This window comes from Streptomyces sp. NPDC043812 (assembly GCF_056436245.1).
The window spans coordinates 173,789-193,380 of sequence record NZ_JBWKCY010000012.1 but is presented as its reverse complement, the minus strand read 5'-3'; the positions used below and the strand labels follow the sequence as shown (position 1 = coordinate 193,380).

Here is a 19,592-nt window from a genome sequence, read left to right as displayed (position 1 = left end):
TACGACCCCGGCCGGGACGACGGGTCCGGCCGGGGGCGTAGGGGCGCGCTCAGGCGAGGAGCGGCAGTACCTCCGCGCCCAGCCGCCGTACGTTCTCCTCGGTGGCACTGAGATCGCCGGAGCCCTCCGCCAGCAGCGCGAAACGTGTGATGCCCGTCCGCTCGGCCGTCGCCGCGAGCCGGTCGGCCGCGAGGCGCGGAGTGCCCACCGGGTGCAGAGCGCACAGCAGTTCCGTGTAGGTCACGGGGTCGCGCATGGCGCGGTGCCGCCCGTCGACGGTGATGTGCGCGTCCAGGCCCTGCTTCAACCAGCCGGGCATCGCCTTCACCAGTGTCTCGGTCGCTTCCGTGGTGTCGTCGGCGATCTGGACGACCCCGGCAGACACATGACCGGCGCCCGCGATCTCGTCGGGGGTGCGGCCGGCGGCCAGCGCATGCCTGCGCCACAGGGCCACCATCTCCGCCTTCTCCTCGTCCCCGCAGTGCATCCCGAGCAGCATCGGCAGCCCGCGCTCGCCGGCGAGCTTCACGCTTTTCGGGGACGTGCACGCGACGACCACCTCCGGGCCGCCGGGCGGGCCGCCGAGCAGTTCGTCAGGGCGTGGCACGACCGGGACCTCGCGGAAGGCGAACCGCTCGCCGTCCGCTCCGACGCGCCGGTCGCGAAGCCAGCGCAGCAGCAGATCGAGTGATTCCGGAAACTCCCGTTCGTACGCCGGGAGTCCGCCGCCGAAGACCTCCAGATCGACCCATGGCCCGCCCCGCCCCACGCCGAGCGTGAAGCGCCCGCCGGAGGTGAGATGCAACAGGGCGGTCTGCTCGCCCAGCGCCACGGGATGGGCACTCGGCAGCACGCTCACCGCGGTGCCGACGTGGATCCTGCGGGTGCGGCCGAGCAGCAGGGCGGCGAGTGTCACGGCCGAGGGGCACACCCCGTACGGCACGAAATGGTGCTCCGCCAACCACACGCAGTCCAGGCCGGATTCCTCCGCGACCTCGGCCGAGCGCACCGCGCGGTGCAGTGCCTCTCCCTGCCCCTGTCCCGGGAACTGGGCTGCCAGTACGAAAGTCCCCACGCGCATCGCCTATTGCCTCCTTGCGGCCGACGCGTCACTCCCCCTACCGGCAACAACGTCCGACACGTGCCAAAGGCACGGCCGATCGGGAAGTTGTTGCGATTTTCCGGTAACCGGCGACTGCGGGAGCCACGGTCTCATCGTGACAGGGCAGGTGCCCCCGATTCGGGCCCTTACGCTGGAAGGGACTTGTCCGGACCACCGCCGAGTGAGGTGCCACGTGTCCCCGCGCCGCAACCGCCCCCGAGGCGGCGAGAAGCCGACCGAGCGAGCCGACGTGAGCGGCGACCGGTACGGCGGCTTCGGGAGCAGCGAGTCCTGGCAGGGCGAGGACTGGTCGGTCCGGCATGTTGCCGGCGCACGTGCTGCAGGCAAGACGTACCGCTGCCCGGGCTGCGACCAGGAGATCCCCTCCGGCGTCCCGCATGTCGTGGCCTGGCCCGAGCACGGCGGGGTCGACGACCGCCGCCACTGGCACAAGGCCTGCTGGAACGCGAAGGACCGCCGCACCACAAGGGTGCAGCGGTCCCGTAACGCGCCGCGGTACTGAGTCCGTCAGACGTCGCGGTTGCTCAGGGCGGCGAAGGCGCCACCGAGCGCCACGGCGGCCAGACCGAACATGATCCCCACCGGCTGCCAGCCGAGCGGGCCTTCCGAACTGGCCGCAGCGTCCTCGCCGTAGACGCCGATGAGCTGGCTCGGGATCGCGTACTCCAGCAGGAACTCCTGCACGTCCGCGAGCGACTCCGAGAACATGAACATGGCCGCGACCAGCGGCAGCAGCATCACGCCGATCATGGTCGTGATCGCGCCGGCCGAGTGGCGGATGATGGCGCCGAGGGCCAGCGACAGCAGGCCGAGCGCGGCGACGAACAGTCCCACGCCGACAGTGGCACGCAGCCACTCGGCGCCGGTGGGCTCCGCGGCCTCCACCATCGCGTCCTGGGCGACGGCGACGATCGCGGCCACCACGGTCGTGATCGTGAAGACGAGCAGGAAGAAGACGATCGCCTTCGCCGCGAGCACCCGGCCCCGGCTGGGGCAGGCCGTCAGCGTCGTGCGGATCATGCCCGTGCCGTACTCCGAGGCGATGGTGAGCACGCCCAGGGTCATCACGCAGATCGAGCCGGGAAGCACACCGAAGAATCCCATGCCGAGCGCGGAGGCCTCGCCCATTTCGGCCGATTCTCCGGCGGCCGCGACGAGTGCCGCGACCCCGAGGCCGATGCCGAGCATGAGCACGATCATCACGCCCAGCGTCCACATCGTGGAACGCACGGAGCGGATCTTGGTCCACTCGGAGGCGAGCGCGTCGCCGAGGTGCGCCCCGCGGACCGGGATCGGGGAGGCGTACGAAGGCGCGGGGGCGCCCGTCTGCTGGTAGGGGGTGCTCATCGGGCGTCCTCGGGCTTGGTCAGGTCGGCGGGCGCGGCGGCCGGGGGAGCGGGGGGAGCAGCAGGTGCGGCCGGGGCCGTGGGGGCGGGGGCGCCGCTCGGCACCGGTGCCGCGTACGGGTTCTGGCCGGGTCCCGGCGGCGGCGGGGCGTACCAGCCCTGCTGCGGCACGTCGGGGATCTGCTGCGGCGGAGGCATGTACCCCATCGGCGGCTGCTGCATCAGTCCCGCCTTCTGGTCCTCGGTGGAGCGGTAGTCGACCGCACCCTGCGTCATCCGCATGTAGGCCTCCTCCAGCGAGGCCTGGTGCGGCGACAGCTCCCACAGACGGACGTCCGCCGCGTGGGCCACGTCGCTGATGCGCGGCAGCGCGAGACCGGTGACGCGCAGGGCGCCGTCCGGCTCGGACATCACCTGGCCGCCCGCCTCCGTCAGCGCCGACGACAGCTTCTCGCGCTGCTGCGGCTCCGTCTGGGGCGTCCGTACGCGCGCGAAGTCGGCGGAGTTGTGCGAGATGAAGTCCTTGACGCTCATGTCCGCGAGCAGCTGACCACGGCCGATCACGATCAAGTGGTCGGCGGTGAGCGCCATTTCGCTCATCAGGTGCGAGGAAACGAAGACCGTGCGGCCCTCGGCGGCCAACTGCTTCATCAGATTGCGGACCCACAGGATGCCCTCGGGGTCCAGACCGTTGACCGGTTCGTCGAAGAGCAGCACCTGCGGGTCGCCGAGCAGCGCCGCGGCGATACCGAGCCGCTGCCCCATGCCGAGCGAGAAGCCGTTGGAGCGCCTCTTGGCGACGTCCTGCAGACCGACGACACCGAGTACCTCGTCGACGCGGCGGGCCGGGATGCCGGACAGCTGGGCGAGCGAGAGCAGATGGTTGCGGGCGCTGCGGCCGCCGTGGACAGCCTTCGCGTCCAGCAGCGCACCGACCTGCCGCGGCGCGTTCGGCAGCTGCCGGTACGGCCGGCCGCTGATGGTGACCTGGCCCTCGGTCGGCCTGTCGAGGCCGAGGATCATGCGCATGGTCGTGGACTTGCCGGCACCGTTGGGCCCGAGAAATCCGGTGACGGCGCCTGGCCGCACCTGGAAGGAAAGGTTGTACACGGCCGTCTTGGCGCCGTAGCGCTTCGTCAGGCCGACTGCCTCGATCATTTCTCCAGCCCCATTGAACTGTCGGGTCGTCGGGGCCCTGGCCGTACTGCCGTATGCCCCCCGTAAGAGTTAGGAGGATATCCGGGCCTTGACGGTTCCAGCCAAGCCCTTGTCCTCATACGGAGCGTCCCCGTAGCCGGGCCGTGACCTAGGCGTCGCGATTCTTGAGCACCAGGAAGCCGCCGATCAGCGCCGCAGCCACCCAGATGAGCATGATGCCCAGGCCGCCCCATGGGCCGTACGGCGAGTCCCCGCTGTTCATCGCGTTCGGGACGACCTGCATGATCTTCGCCCCGGCCTGGTCGGGGAAGTAGCGTGCGACGTCCTTCGCGCCCGGCACCGCGGCCAGGATCTGGGAGACCAGGAAGAAGAACGGCATCAGGATGCCCAGCGACAGCATCGAGCTGCGCAGCATCGAAGCGACGCCCATGGAGAAGATCGCCATCAGTCCCATGTAGATGCCGCCGCCGACCACCGCCCGCAGCACGTTCTCCTCGCCGATCGTCGTGCGGTGGTCACCGAGCAGCGCCTGGCCGAGGAAGAAGGTGAGGAAGCTCGTCGCCATCCCGACCACCAGCGCCAGCAGCCCGGCCACCGCGATCTTGCTGAAGAGGAACGTGGCACGCTGCGGGACCGCGGCGAGCGACGTGCGGATCATGCCCGAGCTGTACTCGGTGCCGACGACGAGGACGCCGAAGACCACCATCGCGAGCTGCCCCAGCACCATCCCGGAGAAGCTGATCAGGGTGGGGTCGAAGGTCAGCCGCTCGGCATCCGGCAGATCGTCGAAGGTGGCGTTCATCAGGGCGCACAGCGCGGCACTCATGGCGACCGTCACGCCCAGCGCGCAGACCAGGGTCCAGCGTGTGGAGGAGACTGTGCGGATCTTCGTCCACTCGGACTGGAGGACGGCGGGAACGGAAGCCATCGGTCAGTCTCCCTTGTTGCGCGGGGCCCACTGAGGGGCGTCGGGGCCGGGCGGTGGAGGCAGCGTCGGCCGGGTGCCGGTGGAGTGCGCGTGGTACTCCACCGCGCCCGCCGTCATCTGCATGAACGCCTCCTCGAGCGAGGCACGTTGGGCACTCAGCTCGTGCAGCACGATCTGGTGCCGCGCGGCAAGCTCGCCGATCTGCTCGGTGGAGGCGCCGTCGATCTCCAGCGTGCCGTTCCCCGATTCGACGGCGATCAGACCGGCCTGGTGCAGGACGTCCAGCACCCTCTCCCGCTGCGGGGAACGGAGCCGGACATAGCTGCGGGAGTTCTCGTGGATGAAATCGGCCATGGACGTATCGGCGAGCAGCTTGCCCTGGCCGATCACGATCAAGTGATCGGCCGTCAGGGCCATTTCACTCATCAGATGCGAGGAGACGAAGATCGTCCGGCCTTCCTGCGCCAGGGTTTTCATCAGATTGCGGATCCAGTGAATTCCCTCGGGGTCCAGACCGTTGACCGGCTCGTCGAACATCAGGATCTCGGGATCGCCGAGCAGCGCAGAGGCGATTCCCAGCCGCTGGCCCATACCGAGCGAGAAGCCCTTGGACTTCTTTCGCGCGACCGCGGTCAGTCCGACCACGTCGAGGACCTCCGCCACGCGGCTCTGGGGGATGCGGTTCGCCTGGGCCAGGCACAGCAGGTTGTTGTACGCGCTGCGGCCACCGTGCATCGCCTTGGCGTCCAGCAGGGCGCCGATGTACTTCAGCGGCTCGGCCAGATCGCGATAGTGCTTGCCGTCGATCCGGACCTTCCCGCTGGTGGGGTTGTCCAGATCGAGCATCATACGCATCGTGGTCGACTTGCCCGCGCCGTTGGGACCGAGGAAACCGGTCACCACCCCGGGGCGGACTGTGAAGGACAGACGGTCGACGGCGACCTTCGTTCCGAAGTGTTTGGTGAGACCCTCGAGCTCGATCATGCGTTCACGCTACGGGGGCGGGAAAGGCAACGCCACCGGGTTGGGCCAACGACACGGGACAGTTGTGCAACACCCCCGGGATGCACCGGTGCCCGGCACCTGAACGGCACCGGGCACCGGAACATCCGGGTGTGTCAGCGGGTCTGCTGGGCCGGGACTCCACGGGAGATCGGCTCGTCGTCCGCCGGCGTGCCCGCCGCGGCAACGGCCGCACCGGTCAGCGTGGCCAGCATCTCGCGGACGTTGGTCAGCTGGGCGTTGATCGAGTCGCGGCGGTTCGTCAGGGCCGCCAGCTCGCGCTCCGATTCGCTGCGGATCCGGTCCGCCTTCGCGTTCGCGTCGGCCACGATGTCCTCGGCCTGGCGCTGCGCGGTCTCCACCGTCTGACGGGCCCGGCGCTCCGCGTCCGTGCGCAGCTTCTCGGCCTCCAGGCGCAGCTGCTCGGCGCGGTGCTCGATCTCCGCCAGACGCTTCTCCGCCTTCGCCTGACGCGAGGCCAGGTCCCGCTCCGACTGCTCCCGGCGCTTGGCCAGGTTCGTCTCGAAGTCCGCGGCGGCCTGGGCGGCCTTGGCGCGGGTCTCCTCGAAGAGGGCGTCGGCCTCCTCGCGCTTGGACTGCGCGTCCTTCTGCGCCTCACTGCGCAGGGTCTGGGCCTCGCCCTTCGCCTTCTCGACGATCCGGACGCCCTCGTCCTCCGCCTTCGTCCTGCGCTCAGCCGCGAACGACTCGGCGTCGTTGCGCACTTGCTGGGCGGCGGACTCGGCGAGCTCACGGTGCTGCTCGGCCGCGCGACGGGCCTCCTCGCGCAGGTCCTTCGCCTCCTCCTCGGCGAGGCGGAGGATCTTCTCAACACGCGCGCCGAGACCGGCGTACGACGGCTCCGCGTCGTTGACCTGGGCCTGGGCGTTCTGCGTCTCGAGGTGGAGCTCCTCGATGCGCTTTTCCAGAGAGGTGATTCGGGTCAGAGCACTATCACGGTCGGCGACGAGTTTGGTAATGCGGTCGTCCACCTGACCGCGGTCGTAACCACGCCGCACGAGCTCGAAGCCGAAGGGGGAGGAAGTGTCGCTCATGGGGTTCCTGTCGAATGAGACCGGTGAGGTGTTAGGGGGAATCCTAGGGGTGGAAGCGGCGTGTCATCGAGCGGATGCCGGTTTGGTATGGAGAATGTCCAGCCTTTTGAGTGGCTAGCCGTCGGACGACTTGCCACTCGAACGTGTAACCCCTGCTGATGCGCCCGCCTTGACCGCCCCCGCCCCGGAGCCGCCATTGGCCGAAGCCTTACCCCCGGGCGCCTCGAATGATTCCAACGCCTCCAGCACGTCCTGGACTCGCGAGATCTCGGCCTGGATGTCCTCGCGCCTGCGCACCAGCACATCAAGCTCCCGCTTGCCCTCGCTGATCGTGTGCTCGGCCTCCTTGTCGGCCTCCGCCTTCGCGCGCTCCGCCTCCCGGACCAGCTCGGCCTTCTTGGTCTCGGCCTCCTTCAGGAGCGCCTCGGCCTTCTTCACGGCGGCGATCCGGACCTTGCCGGCCTCCGAATTGGCCTCCGACACCAGCTGCTTGGCCTTGGCCTCGGCGTCGGCGCGCTGCTCCTCGGCCGCCTTGACCAGATTGTCGACCCGTTCGCCGGCCGTCTTCAGCTGCTCCGCGGTCTCCCGGCGGGCCCGCTCGTGCAGCTCCTCGATCTCGGCCTCGACCCGGGCCCGCAGCTCCTCGCCGCGCTCCCTGATCGCCGTCGCGTCCCGGCGCGCGCCGACCAGCAGTTCGTCGGCGTCCGTACGGGACTTCTCCACGAGCGAGTTGCCCTCGACGGTGGCCTCGGCGACCAGCCGCTCCGCCTCATTGCGGGCCGCGCCCACCATGGTGTCGGCCTGCTCCTCGGCCTCGGTGGCCGCGCGCAGCGCCTCCTCCTGCGCCTTGGCCATGAGCTGGTCCGCCTGCTCGGCGGCGTCGGCACGGCGCTTGGCCGCCGCCTCGCGTGCCTCGTCGAGCATCCGGTCGGCCTCGGCACGGGCCTCGGCCCGCATCCGGTCGGCCTCCGCCTCGGCATCCGCCTTGACCCGTTGCGACTCGGACGCGATGCGCTCGGCCACCTGCTGCGCGGTGCCCACGTTCTCGGCGGCCTCGGCCCGCAGCCGCTCCGCCTCCCCGCTCGCCTCGCCGATCAGCTGGTCGGCCTGGGCGGCGGCGTCGGCACGCCGCTTGTCCGCGGCCTGCCGCGCCTCGTCGAGCACCTGCTCCCGGTCGCTGCGCACGGCCGCGCGCATCTGCTCGACCTCGGCCTCGCCGTCCACCTTGATCTGCTCGGCCTCGGTGAGCAGCCGGGTCGCGTTCGCCTCGGCGGCGGCCAGTACGTCGGCGGCCTCGGTGCGCAGCCGCTCGCTCTCGCTCGTGGCCTCGCCGATCAGCAGATCCGCCTGCGTGGCGGCCTCTGAACGGATCCGGTTCGCGTCCTCGCGTGCCTCGGCACGCGCCCGTGCCGCATCCTGCTCGGCGGCCGCGAGCGCGTCCGACGCCTCCGTACGCATCCGCTGCGCGTACTCGGCGGTGTCGGCCCGCAGCCGGTCCGACTCCGTGATGGCGTCGCCGACGGTCCGCTCGGCCAGCGCCTGCGCGGCGTCGGTCTCCTCCTGCGCCCGCTGCCGCAGCCGGGCCGCGTCCTCGGAGGCCCGCTCCCGCTCCGCGTACGCGTCGGCGCGGACCCGGTCCGCCTCCTCCTGCGCCTCGGTCCTGGTGCGTTCGGCGGAGTGCTCGGCGGCGTTGCGCAGCCCGGCGATCTCCTGCTCGGCCTGCTCCTGCAGTCCGTTGACCGAGTCGCGCACCTGCTGGGCGGTCTGCTCGGCCGCCGACACCATCTCCGTGGCGCGCCGGTCGGCCTCCTCCACCAGGCGCTGTGCCTCGGTCTGCGCTTCCTCGACCCGCTTGCGGGCGGAAGCCAGCAGTTCCTCGCTCTGCTCGCGGGCGCGCTCGCGCTCCTGCCCCGCCTCGGAGCGGGCCGAATCGAGGGTCTCCTCGGCCTCCCGGCGGCGGCGGACCGCCTCCTCCTGCGCAGCGGCCAGTGCCTCGGCAGCCTCGGCGCCGACACGTTCGGCGGCGGCCGCGGCCTCCGCCCGCACCCGGTCGGCGGTGTCCTGCGCCTCGTTCTTGAGCCGCTCCGCCTCGGTGGCCGCATCGCTGTGCAGCCGTACGGCGACGGCCTCGGCCTCCGCGCGGGACGCCGACGCGTCGGCGGCGGCCTCGGTGCGCAGCCGCTCCGCCTCCTGCTCCGCCTGCGCCTGGAGCGTACGCAGCCGCTCGGCGGCCTCGCCGCGCAGCCGCTCGGTCTCCTCCGCCGCCTCGCGGCGGATCCGCTCGCCCTCGGTGCGGGCCTCGGACAGCTGCTCCTCGGCGCTCCTGAGCCGGGTCTCGGCCTCGGTGTGCAGCCGCCTCAGCTCGTCGGCGGCCTCCGCCTGCCGCGCCTCGACACCGCGCTCGGTCTCCTCGCGCAGCTCACCGGCGGCCGCTTCGGCCGCCGCCCGTACACCGTCCGCCTGCTCCTCGGCCTCGGCGCGCAGCCGGTCGGCCTCGGCGCGGGTGCGCTCCAGGGTCTCCTCGGCCTGCTTGCGCAACGTCGTGGCGCGCTCGATGGCCTCGGTGCGCACCTTCTCGCTGTCGCCGGACGCCTTCGCCCGCAGCTCGTCGGCGTCGGTGCGTGCCTTCGTCAGCAGTTCCTCGGCGGTGGACGCCGCTTCCTCGATCTGCTGGACGGCCTCGCGCCGCGCCTCACCACGGATCCGCTCGCCCTCGGCGACCGCCTCGGCACGCAGCTGCTCGGCCTCGCCGCGCAGGCGGCGCGCCTCCTCCTGCAGCTCGACCGTCTTGGCGCGGTACTCCTTGGTGTCGTCCTTCGCTGCGCCCTTGAGCTGGTCCGCCTGCTCGGCGGCCTCGCCGCGCAGCCGGTCCGCCTCCAACTCGGCCTCGCGCTTGATCCGCTCGGCCTCCTCGCTCGCCGCCCGGGTGGTGGCCTTGGCGTCGTCCGACGCCTTGGTCAGCACCTCCTCGGCGGTGCGGGCGGCCTTGGCGAGATGCGCCGCCGAGTCCTCGGCGGCGGCGGTGCGTGCCGTGTCGGCAGCGGCGGCGACCAGCTTCTCGGCCTCGGCGCGGGCGTCGGCGAGTGCCTGCTCGGCCTCGGCCTTCAGCGCCTCGGAGTCCTTGGTCGCCTCGCCGACCAGCCGCGCGATCTCCGCCTTTGCCGTACGGGTGCGCTGCTCGTTGACCGACTCCGCCGACGCCAACTGCTTGGCCGCGGACTCCTTGGCCTCCGTCAGCAGCTTCTCCGACTCGGAGCGGGCCTCGCGGAGCTTCTCCTCCGCCTCCTGCATCCGGGCCTCGGCGGTCCGGCTCAGCTCCGCGGCCTGTTGGCGCGCCTGGTCGGACTCGGCGCTGGTCGAGGAACGCAGCTGCTCGGCGTGGGTGGTGGCCTCCTGCGCCTGGTTGGACGCGGCGGTCAGCAGCCGCTCGGCGTCCTTGCGGGCGCGCAGCAGGATCGCCTCGGCCTCGGCGCGGGCGGACTCCGCCTCGGAACCGAGCCGCCTGCGGGCCTCCTCGGCGATCCGGGTGGCCTCGGCACGGGCGGCGGCGAGCGACTGCTCGGCCTCCGCGCGGGACTGGTCCATCAGCCGCTGGGCCTGCGATTCGGAGCGGGCGCGCAGCTGCTCGGCCCAGGCGACGTTCTCGTTGACGTGGGACTCGACGGTCTGCCGGCGCTCGGACAGCTCCTGGTCGAGCCGCTGCCTGCGCTGCACGGCCTCGGCATGCAGCTCGGCCTGCAGCCGCGCCTGGTGCTCGGCGTGCTCCTGCAGGATGCGCTGGGTCTGCGCCCGCGCGTCGCGCAGCTCCCGCTCGGCGTCCGAACGCAGCTGGTCGGCCTGGATCTGCGCGTTACGCAGCATCTGCTCGGCCTGGTAGCCGATGTCGGCGCTGTCGTACGCGGGACGGGTGGCGAGATTGCGGCGTGCCTCATGCAGCTTGGCACGCAAGACCTCGACCTGGTAGCCGAGGTCCTCGGCGTGCTGGACGGCCTTCTCCCGCTCGGTCTTCAGCCGGTCCATCTCGGCTTCGAACCGCGAGAGGTGGTCGTCGTCAGCTCGGTGGCTCTCCTGGCGTTCGTAGCCCCGCACTGCGCGGTCCCATCCGTCCCCTGGTCGCAACTGTCTCCAAACGAGCACCGTTCGCCGGCGAACGGCCCCCCGGGGAATGGTGACAGATCAACGACGGAGACGCGGCACGGCCCCGACCCGGCCCCGGCCCGGAACCGCCCACTCTACCGGGCCGGGAATCCGCCGGGTCAGTGCTCCGTTGCAGAGGTGACGAGTTCGGTGAGAACGCCGTGGCAGTCCTTGGGATGCAGGAAGGTGATCCGCGATCCCATGGAGCCGATACGCGGCTCGTCGTACAGCACCCGCACACCCTTGTCCCGGATGTCCTGCGCATCCGCGTCCACGTCCGCCGTACCGAAGGCGATGTGGTGGACGCCCTCGCCGTTCTTGGCCAGCCACTTGCCCACCGCGGAGTCCTCGCGGGTGGGCTCCAGCAGCTGGAGGTAGGAGGCGCCGCCGTCGGACGTCTCATTGATCTTGAGCATGGCCTCCCGGACGCCCTGCTCCTCGTTGACCTCGGAGTGGAAGACCTCGAAGCCGTAGGTCGCACGGTAGAACTCAACAGTCTTGTCGAGGTCGAAACAGGCGATTCCGATGTGGTCGATTCGCGTCAGCATTTCCCCAGTGCAGCGCCCCGACGGGCGGTTACGCAACGTGCGCGCCGTCACACCGGCTGCCCGGTGACCTGGAGCAGTACCGCTCAGTACATTTGAGTAAACCCTCGTTCACTCCTCAGCTGCGGCTGAAAGGGGATCGTGCACATGTCTGGAACGACCGGTACCACGTCGGTGATCGTCGCGGGTGCCCGTACGCCCATGGGCCGCCTGCTCGGCTCGCTCAAGTCCTTCTCCGGCGCCGACCTCGGCGGTTTCGCCATCAAGGCCGCCCTCGACCGTGCGGGCATCGGCGGCGACCAGGTGCAGTACGTGATCATGGGCCAGGTGCTCCAGGCCGGGGCGGGGCAGATCCCGGCCCGCCAGGCCGCGGTCAAGGGCGGCATTCCCATGAACGTCCCCGCGCTCACCATCAACAAGGTCTGTCTCTCCGGTCTCGACGCCATCGCGCTCGCCGACCAGCTGATCCGCGCCGGCGAGTTCGACGTGGTCGTGGCCGGCGGCCAGGAGTCCATGACCAACGCCCCGCACCTGCTGCCGAAGTCCCGCGAGGGCTTCAAGTACGGCGCGATCGAGATGCTCGACGCGATGGCCTACGACGGCCTGACCGACTCCTTCGAGAACGTCGCCATGGGCGAGTCGACGGAGAAGCACAACACCCGCCTCGGTATCCCGCGCGACGTGCAGGACGAGATCGCCGCGCTCTCCCACCAGCGTGCAGCCGCCGCGCAGAAGAACGGCCTCTTCGAGGCGGAGATCACGCCCGTCGAGATCCCGCAGCGCAAGGGCGACCCGATCCTGTTCTCCAAGGACGAGGGCATCCGCGCCGAGACGACGGCAGAGTCGCTGGGCAAGCTGCGCCCCGCGTTCGCGAAGGACGGCACCATCACCGCCGGTACGTCCTCGCAGATCTCGGACGGCGCCGCGGCCGTCGTCGTGATGAGCAAGGCCAAGGCCCAGGAGCTCGGCCTCGAGTGGATCGCGGAGATCGGCGCCCATGGAAACGTGGCCGGCCCCGACAACTCCCTGCAGTCCCAGCCCTCCAACGCCATCCGGCACGCGCTGAAGAAGGAGGGCCTCGGCGTCGAGGACCTCGACCTCATCGAGATCAACGAGGCCTTCGCCGCGGTTGCGCACCAGTCAATGAAGGACCTCGGCGTTACGCCGGAAAAGGTGAACGTGAACGGTGGCGCGATCGCGCTCGGCCACCCGATCGGCATGTCCGGCGCGCGCGTCGTTCTGCACCTGGCGCTCGAGCTCAAGCGGCGCGGCGGCGGTGTGGGTGCGGCGGCACTGTGCGGCGGCGGCGGTCAGGGCGACGCGCTGATCGTCCGCGTCCCGGCCAAGTAGGAGGAGCAGGAGTGATGGTGGACGTCCCCCAGCTGGTCGCCCAGGCGAGGGAAGGCCGGCCGCGTGCGGTTGCCCGGCTGATCTCACTCGTGGAGGGGGCGTCCCCGGAACTGCGCGAGGTCATGGCGGCGCTGGCGCCGCTGACCGGCGGCGCGTACGTCGTCGGGCTCACGGGCTCGCCGGGTGTCGGCAAATCGACATCCACGTCGGCACTGGTGTCCGCCTACCGGCGGGCCGGAAAGCGGGTCGGCGTCCTCGCCGTCGACCCGTCCTCGCCCTTCTCGGGCGGGGCGCTGCTCGGCGACCGGGTCCGGATGTCGGACCACGCGTCCGACCCGGGTGTCTACATCCGCTCGATGGCCACCCGCGGCCACCTCGGTGGCCTCGCCTGGGCGGCACCGCAGGCGATCCGTGTCCTCGACGCGGCCGGCTGCGACGTGATCCTCGTCGAGACGGTGGGTGTCGGCCAGTCCGAGGTGGAGATCGCCTCCCAGGCGGACACGTCGGTGGTGCTGCTGGCGCCCGGCATGGGCGACGGCATCCAGGCGGCGAAGGCGGGCATCCTCGAGATCGGCGACGTGTACGTCGTCAACAAGGCGGACCGGGACGGCGCGGACGCGACGGCCCGCGAGCTGAACCACATGCTGGGCCTCGGCGAGGCCCGCGGCCCTGGAGACTGGCGCCCCCCGATCGTGAAGACGGTCGCGGCGCGGGGCGAGGGCGTGGACGAGGTCGTCGAGGCGCTGGAGAAGCACCGGGCGTGGATGGAGGAGCACGGCGTGCTCGCCGAACGCCGGGCCAGCCGGGCGGCCACGGAGGTCGAGACGATCGCGGTCACGGCCCTGCGCGAACGCATCGGCGACCTCCACGGAGACCGCCGCCTCGGCGCGCTGGCGGCGCGCATCGTGGCGGGCGAGCTGGACCCGTACCGGGCGGCGGACGAGCTGGTGGCGGGCCTGACGCAGTCGTAGCCCGAGGGCCTGGGCCCGGCTCCCGTTTCCTGGAGCCCGGGCCACTCCGGGCTCGTGCGCGGGACCGCTTCCGTACGTACGACGCTCCACGTCCCGCACACGCCCCTGCGCACCCCGTACCAGTGACGGGACCGCACGCACCCGCCCCGTTGCAGCGGGCGAATCCGTCCCCGTCCGGGACCACCGGCCGCCCCGCACACGCCCCCTATGGGCAGCGAATCCCGCCATCGGCGACGACCACTGGCCGCAACGGTCGAGTCCGGCGTGAGGGGGACGGGGTCGGAGGAGGGGGGTGCCCGGACGTAAGGCGTCGTGAGTCCGGTGCGACGCAAGTACGGGAAAGCAGTCCGGGTAGCCTCCTCCGGAGGCCCCGGCACCAGCACCCGCCACCGGCCCACGTGGTTCAGGAGGGCGTCAGTCGTCGCGGTCGTCGCGGTCGTCCGAGCCGTCGTCGTCCGCGTCCGCCTTCTCCGTCGTCGCCTTCGCCGTCTTCGCGTCGACCGCCACCTCGATCTCGTGGCCCTTGTCGTCGCGGAGTTCGACGTCCCAGTGGGCCGGCCCACCGCGGTCGTCGTCGTCCCGGTCGTTCTTGTCGTCCCGGTCGTCGTCGAAGTCGACCGACGTCACCGTCGCACCCGGGTGGGACTTCAGCGCCGCCTCCGCAGCCTGCCGGGCATCCACGGTCGCGGCACGCACCGCCTCGCGGTCGTCCCGGTCGTCGCGGTCGTCCTTGTCATCCCGGTCGTCCCGGTCGTCCCGGTCGTCGGCCGTCACGGCTGCCCCGGGGGCGGACAGCGAAGTCGCCGCTTGCGACGACGACGGGCTCGCGTCGTCCGCCGCCACGGCCACCGCCGTGTACGCCCCGCCGCCGACCAGTACCGCCGCTGTGACCGTCGCGATCACCAGATTGCGCTTCATGTGGGTTCCTCCCGAGTCGTTCGGTTGCGACGGAACCAATCTCGCTGCGGCATGCTGAACCCAGCCTGAAGTCACCTGAAGAGATCTTCAGCCGCGGTTTGCGACCCTGATCCCATGAGGTTGTTGATCGTGGAGGACGAGAAGCGGCTCGCCCTGTCCCTCGCCGGGGGACTGACGGCCGAGGGGTTCGCCGTGGACGTCGTCCACGACGGTCTGGAGGGGCTGCACCGTGCCGCCGAGGGCGTGCACGACCTCGTCGTGCTGGACATCATGCTCCCCGGCATGAACGGCTACCGCGTCTGCGCCGCCCTCCGCGCCGCGGGCAACGACGTGCCGATCCTCATGCTCACCGCCAAGGACGGGGAGTACGACGAGGCCGAGGGACTCGACACCGGCGCCGACGACTACCTCACCAAGCCCTTCTCGTACGTCGTCCTCGTGGCCCGGGTGAAGGCGCTGCTGCGCCGCCGCGGCCGCACCGGTGCATCGCCCGTGCTGGCGGTCGGCGACATGCGCGTGGACACCGCCGCCCGCCGCGTGTACTGCGGGGAGGACGAAGTGACGCTGACGGCCAAGGAGTTCGCGGTGCTCGAACAGTTGGCGTCGCGCGCAGGCGAGGTGATCGGCAAGCCCGACATCCTGGAGCACGTCTGGGACTTCGCCTACGACGGCGACCCGAACATCGTCGAGGTCTACATCAGCGCCCTGCGCCGGAAGCTCGGCGCCGGCCGCATCCAGACCGTCCGCGGTGCCGGATACCGGCTCGTGGCGGCGTCATGAGGTCCGTACGGGCACGGGCGGCCCTCGGTGCCACCCTCGTCGTCGCCGTGGCCCTGCTCGCCGCGGGGGCCGCCGTCCTGCTGGCGCTGCGGTCCAGCCTCATCGACCGGACGGATCTGCAGGCCGAGATCACGGCACGCGAGGTCGCCTCCCAGATCGCGACGGACATCCCCGTCGACCGCCTGGAGCTGCCGGACGGCGAGGAGCAGCCCGTGCAGATCGTTGCCGACGACGGGCGCGTGGTCGCGGTCAGCGACCATCTGGAAGCGATCTCCGGTACCGGCACCAGCGGCGTGGCCCCGCAGCCACCGTCCGCCCCGGCCGGGGTGGACGACGACGATGACGACGATGACGACGACCCCGCCCGTGGCGAGGTCTCGAACGACGAGCCGCGCTTCAGCTCCGGCACCGCGACCGTCGACGGCGAACGTGCCGACTACCGCTTCGCCGCTGTCGAGGTGACCTCCGGCCGGCAGCAGACGTACACCGTCCACGCCGGTGCACCCCTGGCGACGGAACAGGACGCCGTCGACACCGTCCGCGACGCGATGCTCGTCGGCCTGCCGCTGCTGCTCGTGGTCGTCGGCGGAGTGACATGGCTGGTGACCCGCCGTGCGCTGCGCCCCGTCGAGGGCATCAGGAGCGAGATGGCGGCCATCACCGCGTCCGAGGACCTGTCCCGCCGTGTCCCCGAGCCGGGCTCACGCGACGAGGTGGCCCGGCTGGCACGAACGACGAACGAGACGCTGGCGGCGCTGGAGGCGTCCGTGGAGCGTCAACGCCGCTTCGTCGCGGATGCCTCGCACGAACTGCGCAGCCCCATCGCGTCCTTGCGCACACAGCTGGAAGTGGGCGCGGCGCACCCGGACCTGCTGGATGTGCCGGGCGCGGTCCAGGACACCGTACGGCTTCAGCAGCTGGCCGCGGACCTGTTGCTGCTGGCGCGGCTGGATGCGGGGGAGCGCCCGGCGGCGACCCGCCTCGATCCGGCGCGGCTGCTGCGTGAGGAGGCGGAACGCAGGACCGGCGACCGGGTCCCGGTCGAGGTGACCGCCTCGGACGGCCTGGAAGTGGAGGGATCACGCGGCCAGTTGGCCCGGGTGCTGACCAATCTGCTGGACAACGCCCAGCGTCACGCGGCCACGTCGGTCACGGCGGAGGTGCGGGCGGAGGGCGACCGGGTCGTGCTGGCGGTGGGGGACGACGGCGAGGGCGTGCCGGAGGCTCAACACGAGCGGATCTTCGAGCGTTTCGTACGGCTCGACGACGCCCGCAGCCGTGACGAGGGCGGTGCCGGTCTCGGCCTGGCGATCGCCCGCGACGTCGCCCGCCGGCACGGCGGCACGCTCACGGTCTCCCGCTCGTCGGCGGGTGGCGCTCTCTTCGAGCTCGCACTGCCGAAGGCGCGGCCGCACGGCACCCGGTGACGGGTCGGACCGGGTCCGGGTGCCGCGGAGGAGTCAGAGCTTGCCGCGCCGGCCGCGCAGATGCTCGGCGACCGGGGTCAGGGACTCGCGCAGATCGGCGAGCGCCTCGGGGGTGAGCAGATCGATGAAGTGTTTGCGTACGGAGGCGACATGGTGCGGCGCGACCTTCTGCATGGTGGCGACGCCGTCGTCGGTCAGCACGGCGTAGAGGCCGCGCCGGTCCGACTCGCAGTTCTCCCGCCGCACCAGCCCGGCGTTCTCCATGCGCGTGATCTGGTGCGAGAGGCGGCTCTTGGACTGCAGCGTGGCCGCGGCGAGGTCACTCATCCGCATGCGCCGGTCCGCCGACTCGGAGAGGTTGACCAGGATCTCGTAGTCGTTGTTGGTCAGGCCGAACGGCTGGAGGTCCTTCTCGAGCTGGTGCATCAACAGCTTGTTGACTTCCAGATGCGTGCGCCAGGTGCACTGCTCGTTGTCGGTCAGCCAGCGAGTGGCCGTCTCGGTCTCCATATATGGATTCTACCTAAGAAGTTGAAAAGCGGACGAAGTCGGGGGGTGTGACGTCTGGCACCCGGGTGCCGTAGGGAGTACCAGGGGCGCAGACGTTCGACGTCACACTCCGCAGACTACCGTTCACAGCCCGAAGCGACGCTGGAGGTCTCCGAGCTGGCCGGGAAGGCGCGGTCCGGATCCGTGCTGCCCCGCGCCGCCGAGAGGCCCGCCACCACCTGGAACGCCCGGTTCCGATGTGATCACGCCCGTCGCCTGCTCTGCCATCAGTGCCTCGCTCGACTGAAGCAGCACCGTCCCTGCCCCGACGAACTCGAACTGGTGCTCCTCGCCCGACGCTCCGCCGATCCCGGTCAGTGCCCGCAGGCCGCCCATCACCCCGGACATGTAGCCGTGGTCGTAGTGATGGCAGGGCGACGGACAGTCCGCCCACCCCACCAGGGCCTGCGGATCCACCCGGATCGGGGGTTCCATGAACACCACGGGCCCGTTGGACGCGGCCACGAACTTCCCCGTCCCGATCAGGGTCAGGAAGCCCGGCACGATCGACTGCTTCAGTGCCAGCGTGGGCTGGTACGCCAGCAGATTGCCCGAGCGGATGGTGAGATTGCCGTTCTCCAGGTCGTACGAATTCACGTCGAAGGCGCGGTCGGCGAGCAGCATCTTCCCGCTGCCCTCGGCCACCACCCAGTCGCTCGCGTGCAGGGGCGAGTGGAACGACGTCCGCATCAGCCGGTCGAGCCGGCCGTGGCCGATTCCGTTGAAGTCGATGCTCCCGTAGTAGGCGATCATCTTGCCCTTCTGCAGGAACCACTGACTGCCCTTGAGTTCCACGCAGAAGGTGTACGCGTTGACGTTGTCGTCGCTCGGCAGCGTCGCCGGGTCGTGAATGACGGGCGTGCTCACAGCTTCTCCTCCGACGCCTGGACGTACACCGCACCACTGCCGCTCAGCTCCAGCTGGAACGCCTCGCCCGAGCCGCGCCCCACCATGTCGCGCCAGCCGAGCGCGGTGGAGAGTTTGTTGCGTACGTCGCCGTGGTGGGCGACGTACGCCTGGGGGTCGACATGGACCGCCCGGCCGGGGGTGATCGCCAGCTCGATCACCCCGCCGTGCGCCATCACCGCGACGGCGCCGTGCCCCTTGAGGGTCGTGGTGAACAGGCCCTGGCCGGTGACCTGTCCGCGCACCATGCCCATGACCCCCCCCTGCGAGCCCATGAACATCGTGCCCTGCGTCAGCGACCCGTCGAAGGCGAGCAGCCGGTCCGCCTCGACGTAGAGGGTGTCGCCGGTCAGCTGGATGACCTGGATGTGGTGGCCGCCGTGGCCGAACATGACCGTTCCCTGGCCCTCCACCGTCATCAGCGGCGTCGCCTCGTTGGCCACCCGCCGCCCGATCATCGACATCAGGCCGCCCTGGCCGCCCTGCATGTTCGGCGTGAAGGAGACGTCGCCCTTGTAGGCGAGCATCGCGCCGCGCTGGCTGAACATCTTCTGGCCGGGGGCGATCGTCGCCTCGACCATCCTCGAGTTGATCTCGCGGAACGGCATCAGACGTCCCCTCCCACGGTGTTCCGCTCGCTCGGCTGCACGTAGACGAGTCCGTCACCCTCGAAGCGGATCTGGAACGCCTCGCCGCCGCCCTCGCCCATCAGCGTGCGGAAGGTCACACCCGACTGGAAGTCCTGACGCAGGTTGCCCTGGTGGGCGATGTACGCGCCGGGGTCGACGGAGAGCGGGTACTGCGGGGTCACGCGCAGGATCACGGCCGGGCCGTCCGACATGATCGCCGCGTGGCCCGTGCCCTCGACGGTCGTCGTGAACAGCCCGTTGCCCTGCGAGGCGCCACGCAGCCCGGTGAATGTGGTGCCCGTGCGCAGCCCGCCGTCTGTGCACAGCAGGTTGCTGGACTCGACGTAGAGCTTGTCGCCGTGCAGCTGCACGAGGTTGATCTCGCTCGCCCGGTCGGCGAAGTAACAGGTGCCCTGCCCCTTCACCTCCATCACGGTCATCTGCTCGCCGGTGAGCCGGCGGGTTACCATCCCGCGGATGCCCTCACCGCCGCCGGACATCTTCTTGAAGGCCATCTGGCCGTCGTAGGCGACCATCGAGCCGTTCTTCGCTTTGACGGTGTCGCCTGTCATGTCGACGGCGAGCACCTTGCTGCCTTGGAGTCGGAACATTGCCACGGAGCGACGTTATCCGGTGATCTGTTCCCCGCACAGGGTCCGCAAGGAGGATCCGGACCCTGATAAAGGCTTCGCAAAGTGAGCTGCCACAATGATGCGGACGCTTGTGCATGTGTTCACAAGATCGCTGTTCCCCCTCCCAACGAAGGTG

Annotated in this window: 18 protein-coding genes; 5 read left to right on the top strand and 13 right to left on the bottom strand. The window is 70.8% G+C overall.

What is annotated here, in order from left to right:
• Nucleotides 1–49: 49 nt before the first annotated feature.
• The gene (locus tag AC067Z_RS19635) at nt 50–1,081 is read right to left on the bottom strand and encodes an LLM class flavin-dependent oxidoreductase (protein WP_478790805.1); all 1,032 of its coding nucleotides are present in this window, start codon (nt 1,079–1,081) and stop codon (nt 50–52) included.
• Between the two features lie 214 nt (nt 1,082–1,295).
• Here AC067Z_RS19635 and AC067Z_RS19630 point away from each other — a divergent pair, with 214 nt between their 5' ends.
• Nucleotides 1,296–1,625: an ATP/GTP-binding protein gene (locus AC067Z_RS19630; protein ID WP_478790804.1), complete on the top strand. Its 330-nt coding sequence runs from the start codon at nt 1,296–1,298 to the stop codon at nt 1,623–1,625.
• Nucleotides 1,626–1,630: 5 nt separating this feature from the next.
• On the opposite strand, the gene AC067Z_RS19625 is transcribed toward AC067Z_RS19630, so the two are convergent.
• The 7 genes from AC067Z_RS19625 to mce all read right to left on the bottom strand — a co-directional run bounded on the left by AC067Z_RS19625 (nt 1,631) and on the right by mce (nt 11,297).
• A complete protein-coding gene (locus AC067Z_RS19625; RefSeq protein ID WP_478790803.1) occupies nt 1,631–2,470 on the bottom strand; it encodes an ABC transporter permease in 840 nt (279 codons plus the stop codon).
• Nucleotides 2,467–3,627, bottom strand: coding sequence for an ABC transporter ATP-binding protein (locus tag AC067Z_RS19620; RefSeq protein WP_478790802.1), 1,161 nt, complete (start codon nt 3,625–3,627; stop codon nt 2,467–2,469). Before AC067Z_RS19620 ends, AC067Z_RS19625 begins: the two co-directional genes overlap by 4 nt.
• Nucleotides 3,628–3,775: 148 nt before the next feature.
• Nucleotides 3,776–4,555 (bottom strand): ABC transporter permease, encoded by a 780-nt coding sequence (locus AC067Z_RS19615; protein ID WP_478790801.1) that lies wholly within the window; start codon nt 4,553–4,555, stop codon nt 3,776–3,778.
• A 3-nt stretch (nt 4,556–4,558) separates the two neighbouring features.
• A complete protein-coding gene (locus AC067Z_RS19610; protein WP_478790800.1) occupies nt 4,559–5,539 on the bottom strand; it encodes an ATP-binding cassette domain-containing protein in 981 nt (326 codons plus the stop codon).
• Between the two features lie 134 nt (nt 5,540–5,673).
• Complete coding sequence (locus AC067Z_RS19605) at nt 5,674–6,612, bottom strand: cellulose-binding protein (protein WP_478790799.1); 939 nt, start codon at nt 6,610–6,612, stop codon at nt 5,674–5,676.
• Between the two features lie 114 nt (nt 6,613–6,726).
• Nucleotides 6,727–10,701 (bottom strand): polarized growth protein Scy, encoded by a 3,975-nt coding sequence (gene scy / locus AC067Z_RS19600; protein WP_478790798.1) that lies wholly within the window; start codon nt 10,699–10,701, stop codon nt 6,727–6,729.
• 167 nt (nt 10,702–10,868) lie between these two features.
• Nucleotides 10,869–11,297, bottom strand: a complete 429-nt coding sequence (gene mce / locus AC067Z_RS19595) for a methylmalonyl-CoA epimerase (protein WP_100109188.1) — start codon at nt 11,295–11,297, stop codon at nt 10,869–10,871.
• 144 nt (nt 11,298–11,441) lie between these two features.
• On the opposite strand from mce, the gene AC067Z_RS19590 reads away from it, so the two are divergent.
• Nucleotides 11,442–12,644, top strand: a complete 1,203-nt coding sequence (locus AC067Z_RS19590) for an acetyl-CoA C-acetyltransferase (protein ID WP_478790797.1) — start codon at nt 11,442–11,444, stop codon at nt 12,642–12,644.
• A 14-nt stretch (nt 12,645–12,658) separates the two neighbouring features.
• Nucleotides 12,659–13,615 carry a methylmalonyl Co-A mutase-associated GTPase MeaB gene (gene meaB / locus AC067Z_RS19585; RefSeq protein ID WP_478790796.1) on the top strand — a complete coding sequence of 319 codons (957 nt, stop codon included), beginning with the start codon at nt 12,659–12,661 and terminating at the stop codon, nt 13,613–13,615.
• A 414-nt stretch (nt 13,616–14,029) separates the two neighbouring features.
• On the opposite strand, the gene AC067Z_RS19580 is transcribed toward meaB, so the two are convergent.
• A complete protein-coding gene (locus tag AC067Z_RS19580) occupies nt 14,030–14,533 on the bottom strand; it encodes a PepSY domain-containing protein (protein WP_478790795.1) in 504 nt (167 codons plus the stop codon).
• A gap of 114 nt (nt 14,534–14,647) precedes the next feature.
• On the opposite strand from AC067Z_RS19580, the gene AC067Z_RS19575 reads away from it, so the two are divergent.
• Nucleotides 14,648–15,313 carry a response regulator transcription factor gene (locus AC067Z_RS19575; RefSeq protein ID WP_478790794.1) on the top strand — a complete coding sequence of 222 codons (666 nt, stop codon included), beginning with the start codon at nt 14,648–14,650 and terminating at the stop codon, nt 15,311–15,313.
• Complete coding sequence (locus AC067Z_RS19570; RefSeq protein ID WP_478790793.1) at nt 15,310–16,740, top strand: sensor histidine kinase; 1,431 nt, start codon at nt 15,310–15,312, stop codon at nt 16,738–16,740. Before AC067Z_RS19575 ends, AC067Z_RS19570 begins: the two co-directional genes overlap by 4 nt.
• Nucleotides 16,741–16,773: 33 nt before the next feature.
• On the opposite strand, the gene AC067Z_RS19565 is transcribed toward AC067Z_RS19570, so the two are convergent.
• The 4 genes from AC067Z_RS19565 to AC067Z_RS19550 form a co-directional block, all read right to left on the bottom strand.
• Entirely contained in the window at nt 16,774–17,250 is a 477-nt protein-coding gene (locus AC067Z_RS19565; RefSeq protein WP_478790792.1) for a MarR family winged helix-turn-helix transcriptional regulator, read from the bottom strand.
• A gap of 123 nt (nt 17,251–17,373) precedes the next feature.
• Nucleotides 17,374–18,156 (bottom strand): AIM24 family protein, encoded by a 783-nt coding sequence (locus tag AC067Z_RS19560; RefSeq protein WP_478790791.1) that lies wholly within the window; start codon nt 18,154–18,156, stop codon nt 17,374–17,376.
• Nucleotides 18,153–18,803 carry an AIM24 family protein gene (locus tag AC067Z_RS19555; RefSeq protein WP_478790790.1) on the bottom strand — a complete coding sequence of 217 codons (651 nt, stop codon included), beginning with the start codon at nt 18,801–18,803 and terminating at the stop codon, nt 18,153–18,155. The genes AC067Z_RS19560 and AC067Z_RS19555 overlap by 4 nt, the downstream gene beginning before the upstream one ends.
• On the bottom strand, nt 18,803–19,435 hold the full coding sequence (locus tag AC067Z_RS19550; RefSeq protein WP_478790862.1) for an AIM24 family protein: 633 nt from the start codon (nt 19,433–19,435) through the stop codon (nt 18,803–18,805). The genes AC067Z_RS19555 and AC067Z_RS19550 overlap by 1 nt, the downstream gene beginning before the upstream one ends.
• Nucleotides 19,436–19,592 lie beyond the last annotated feature (157 nt).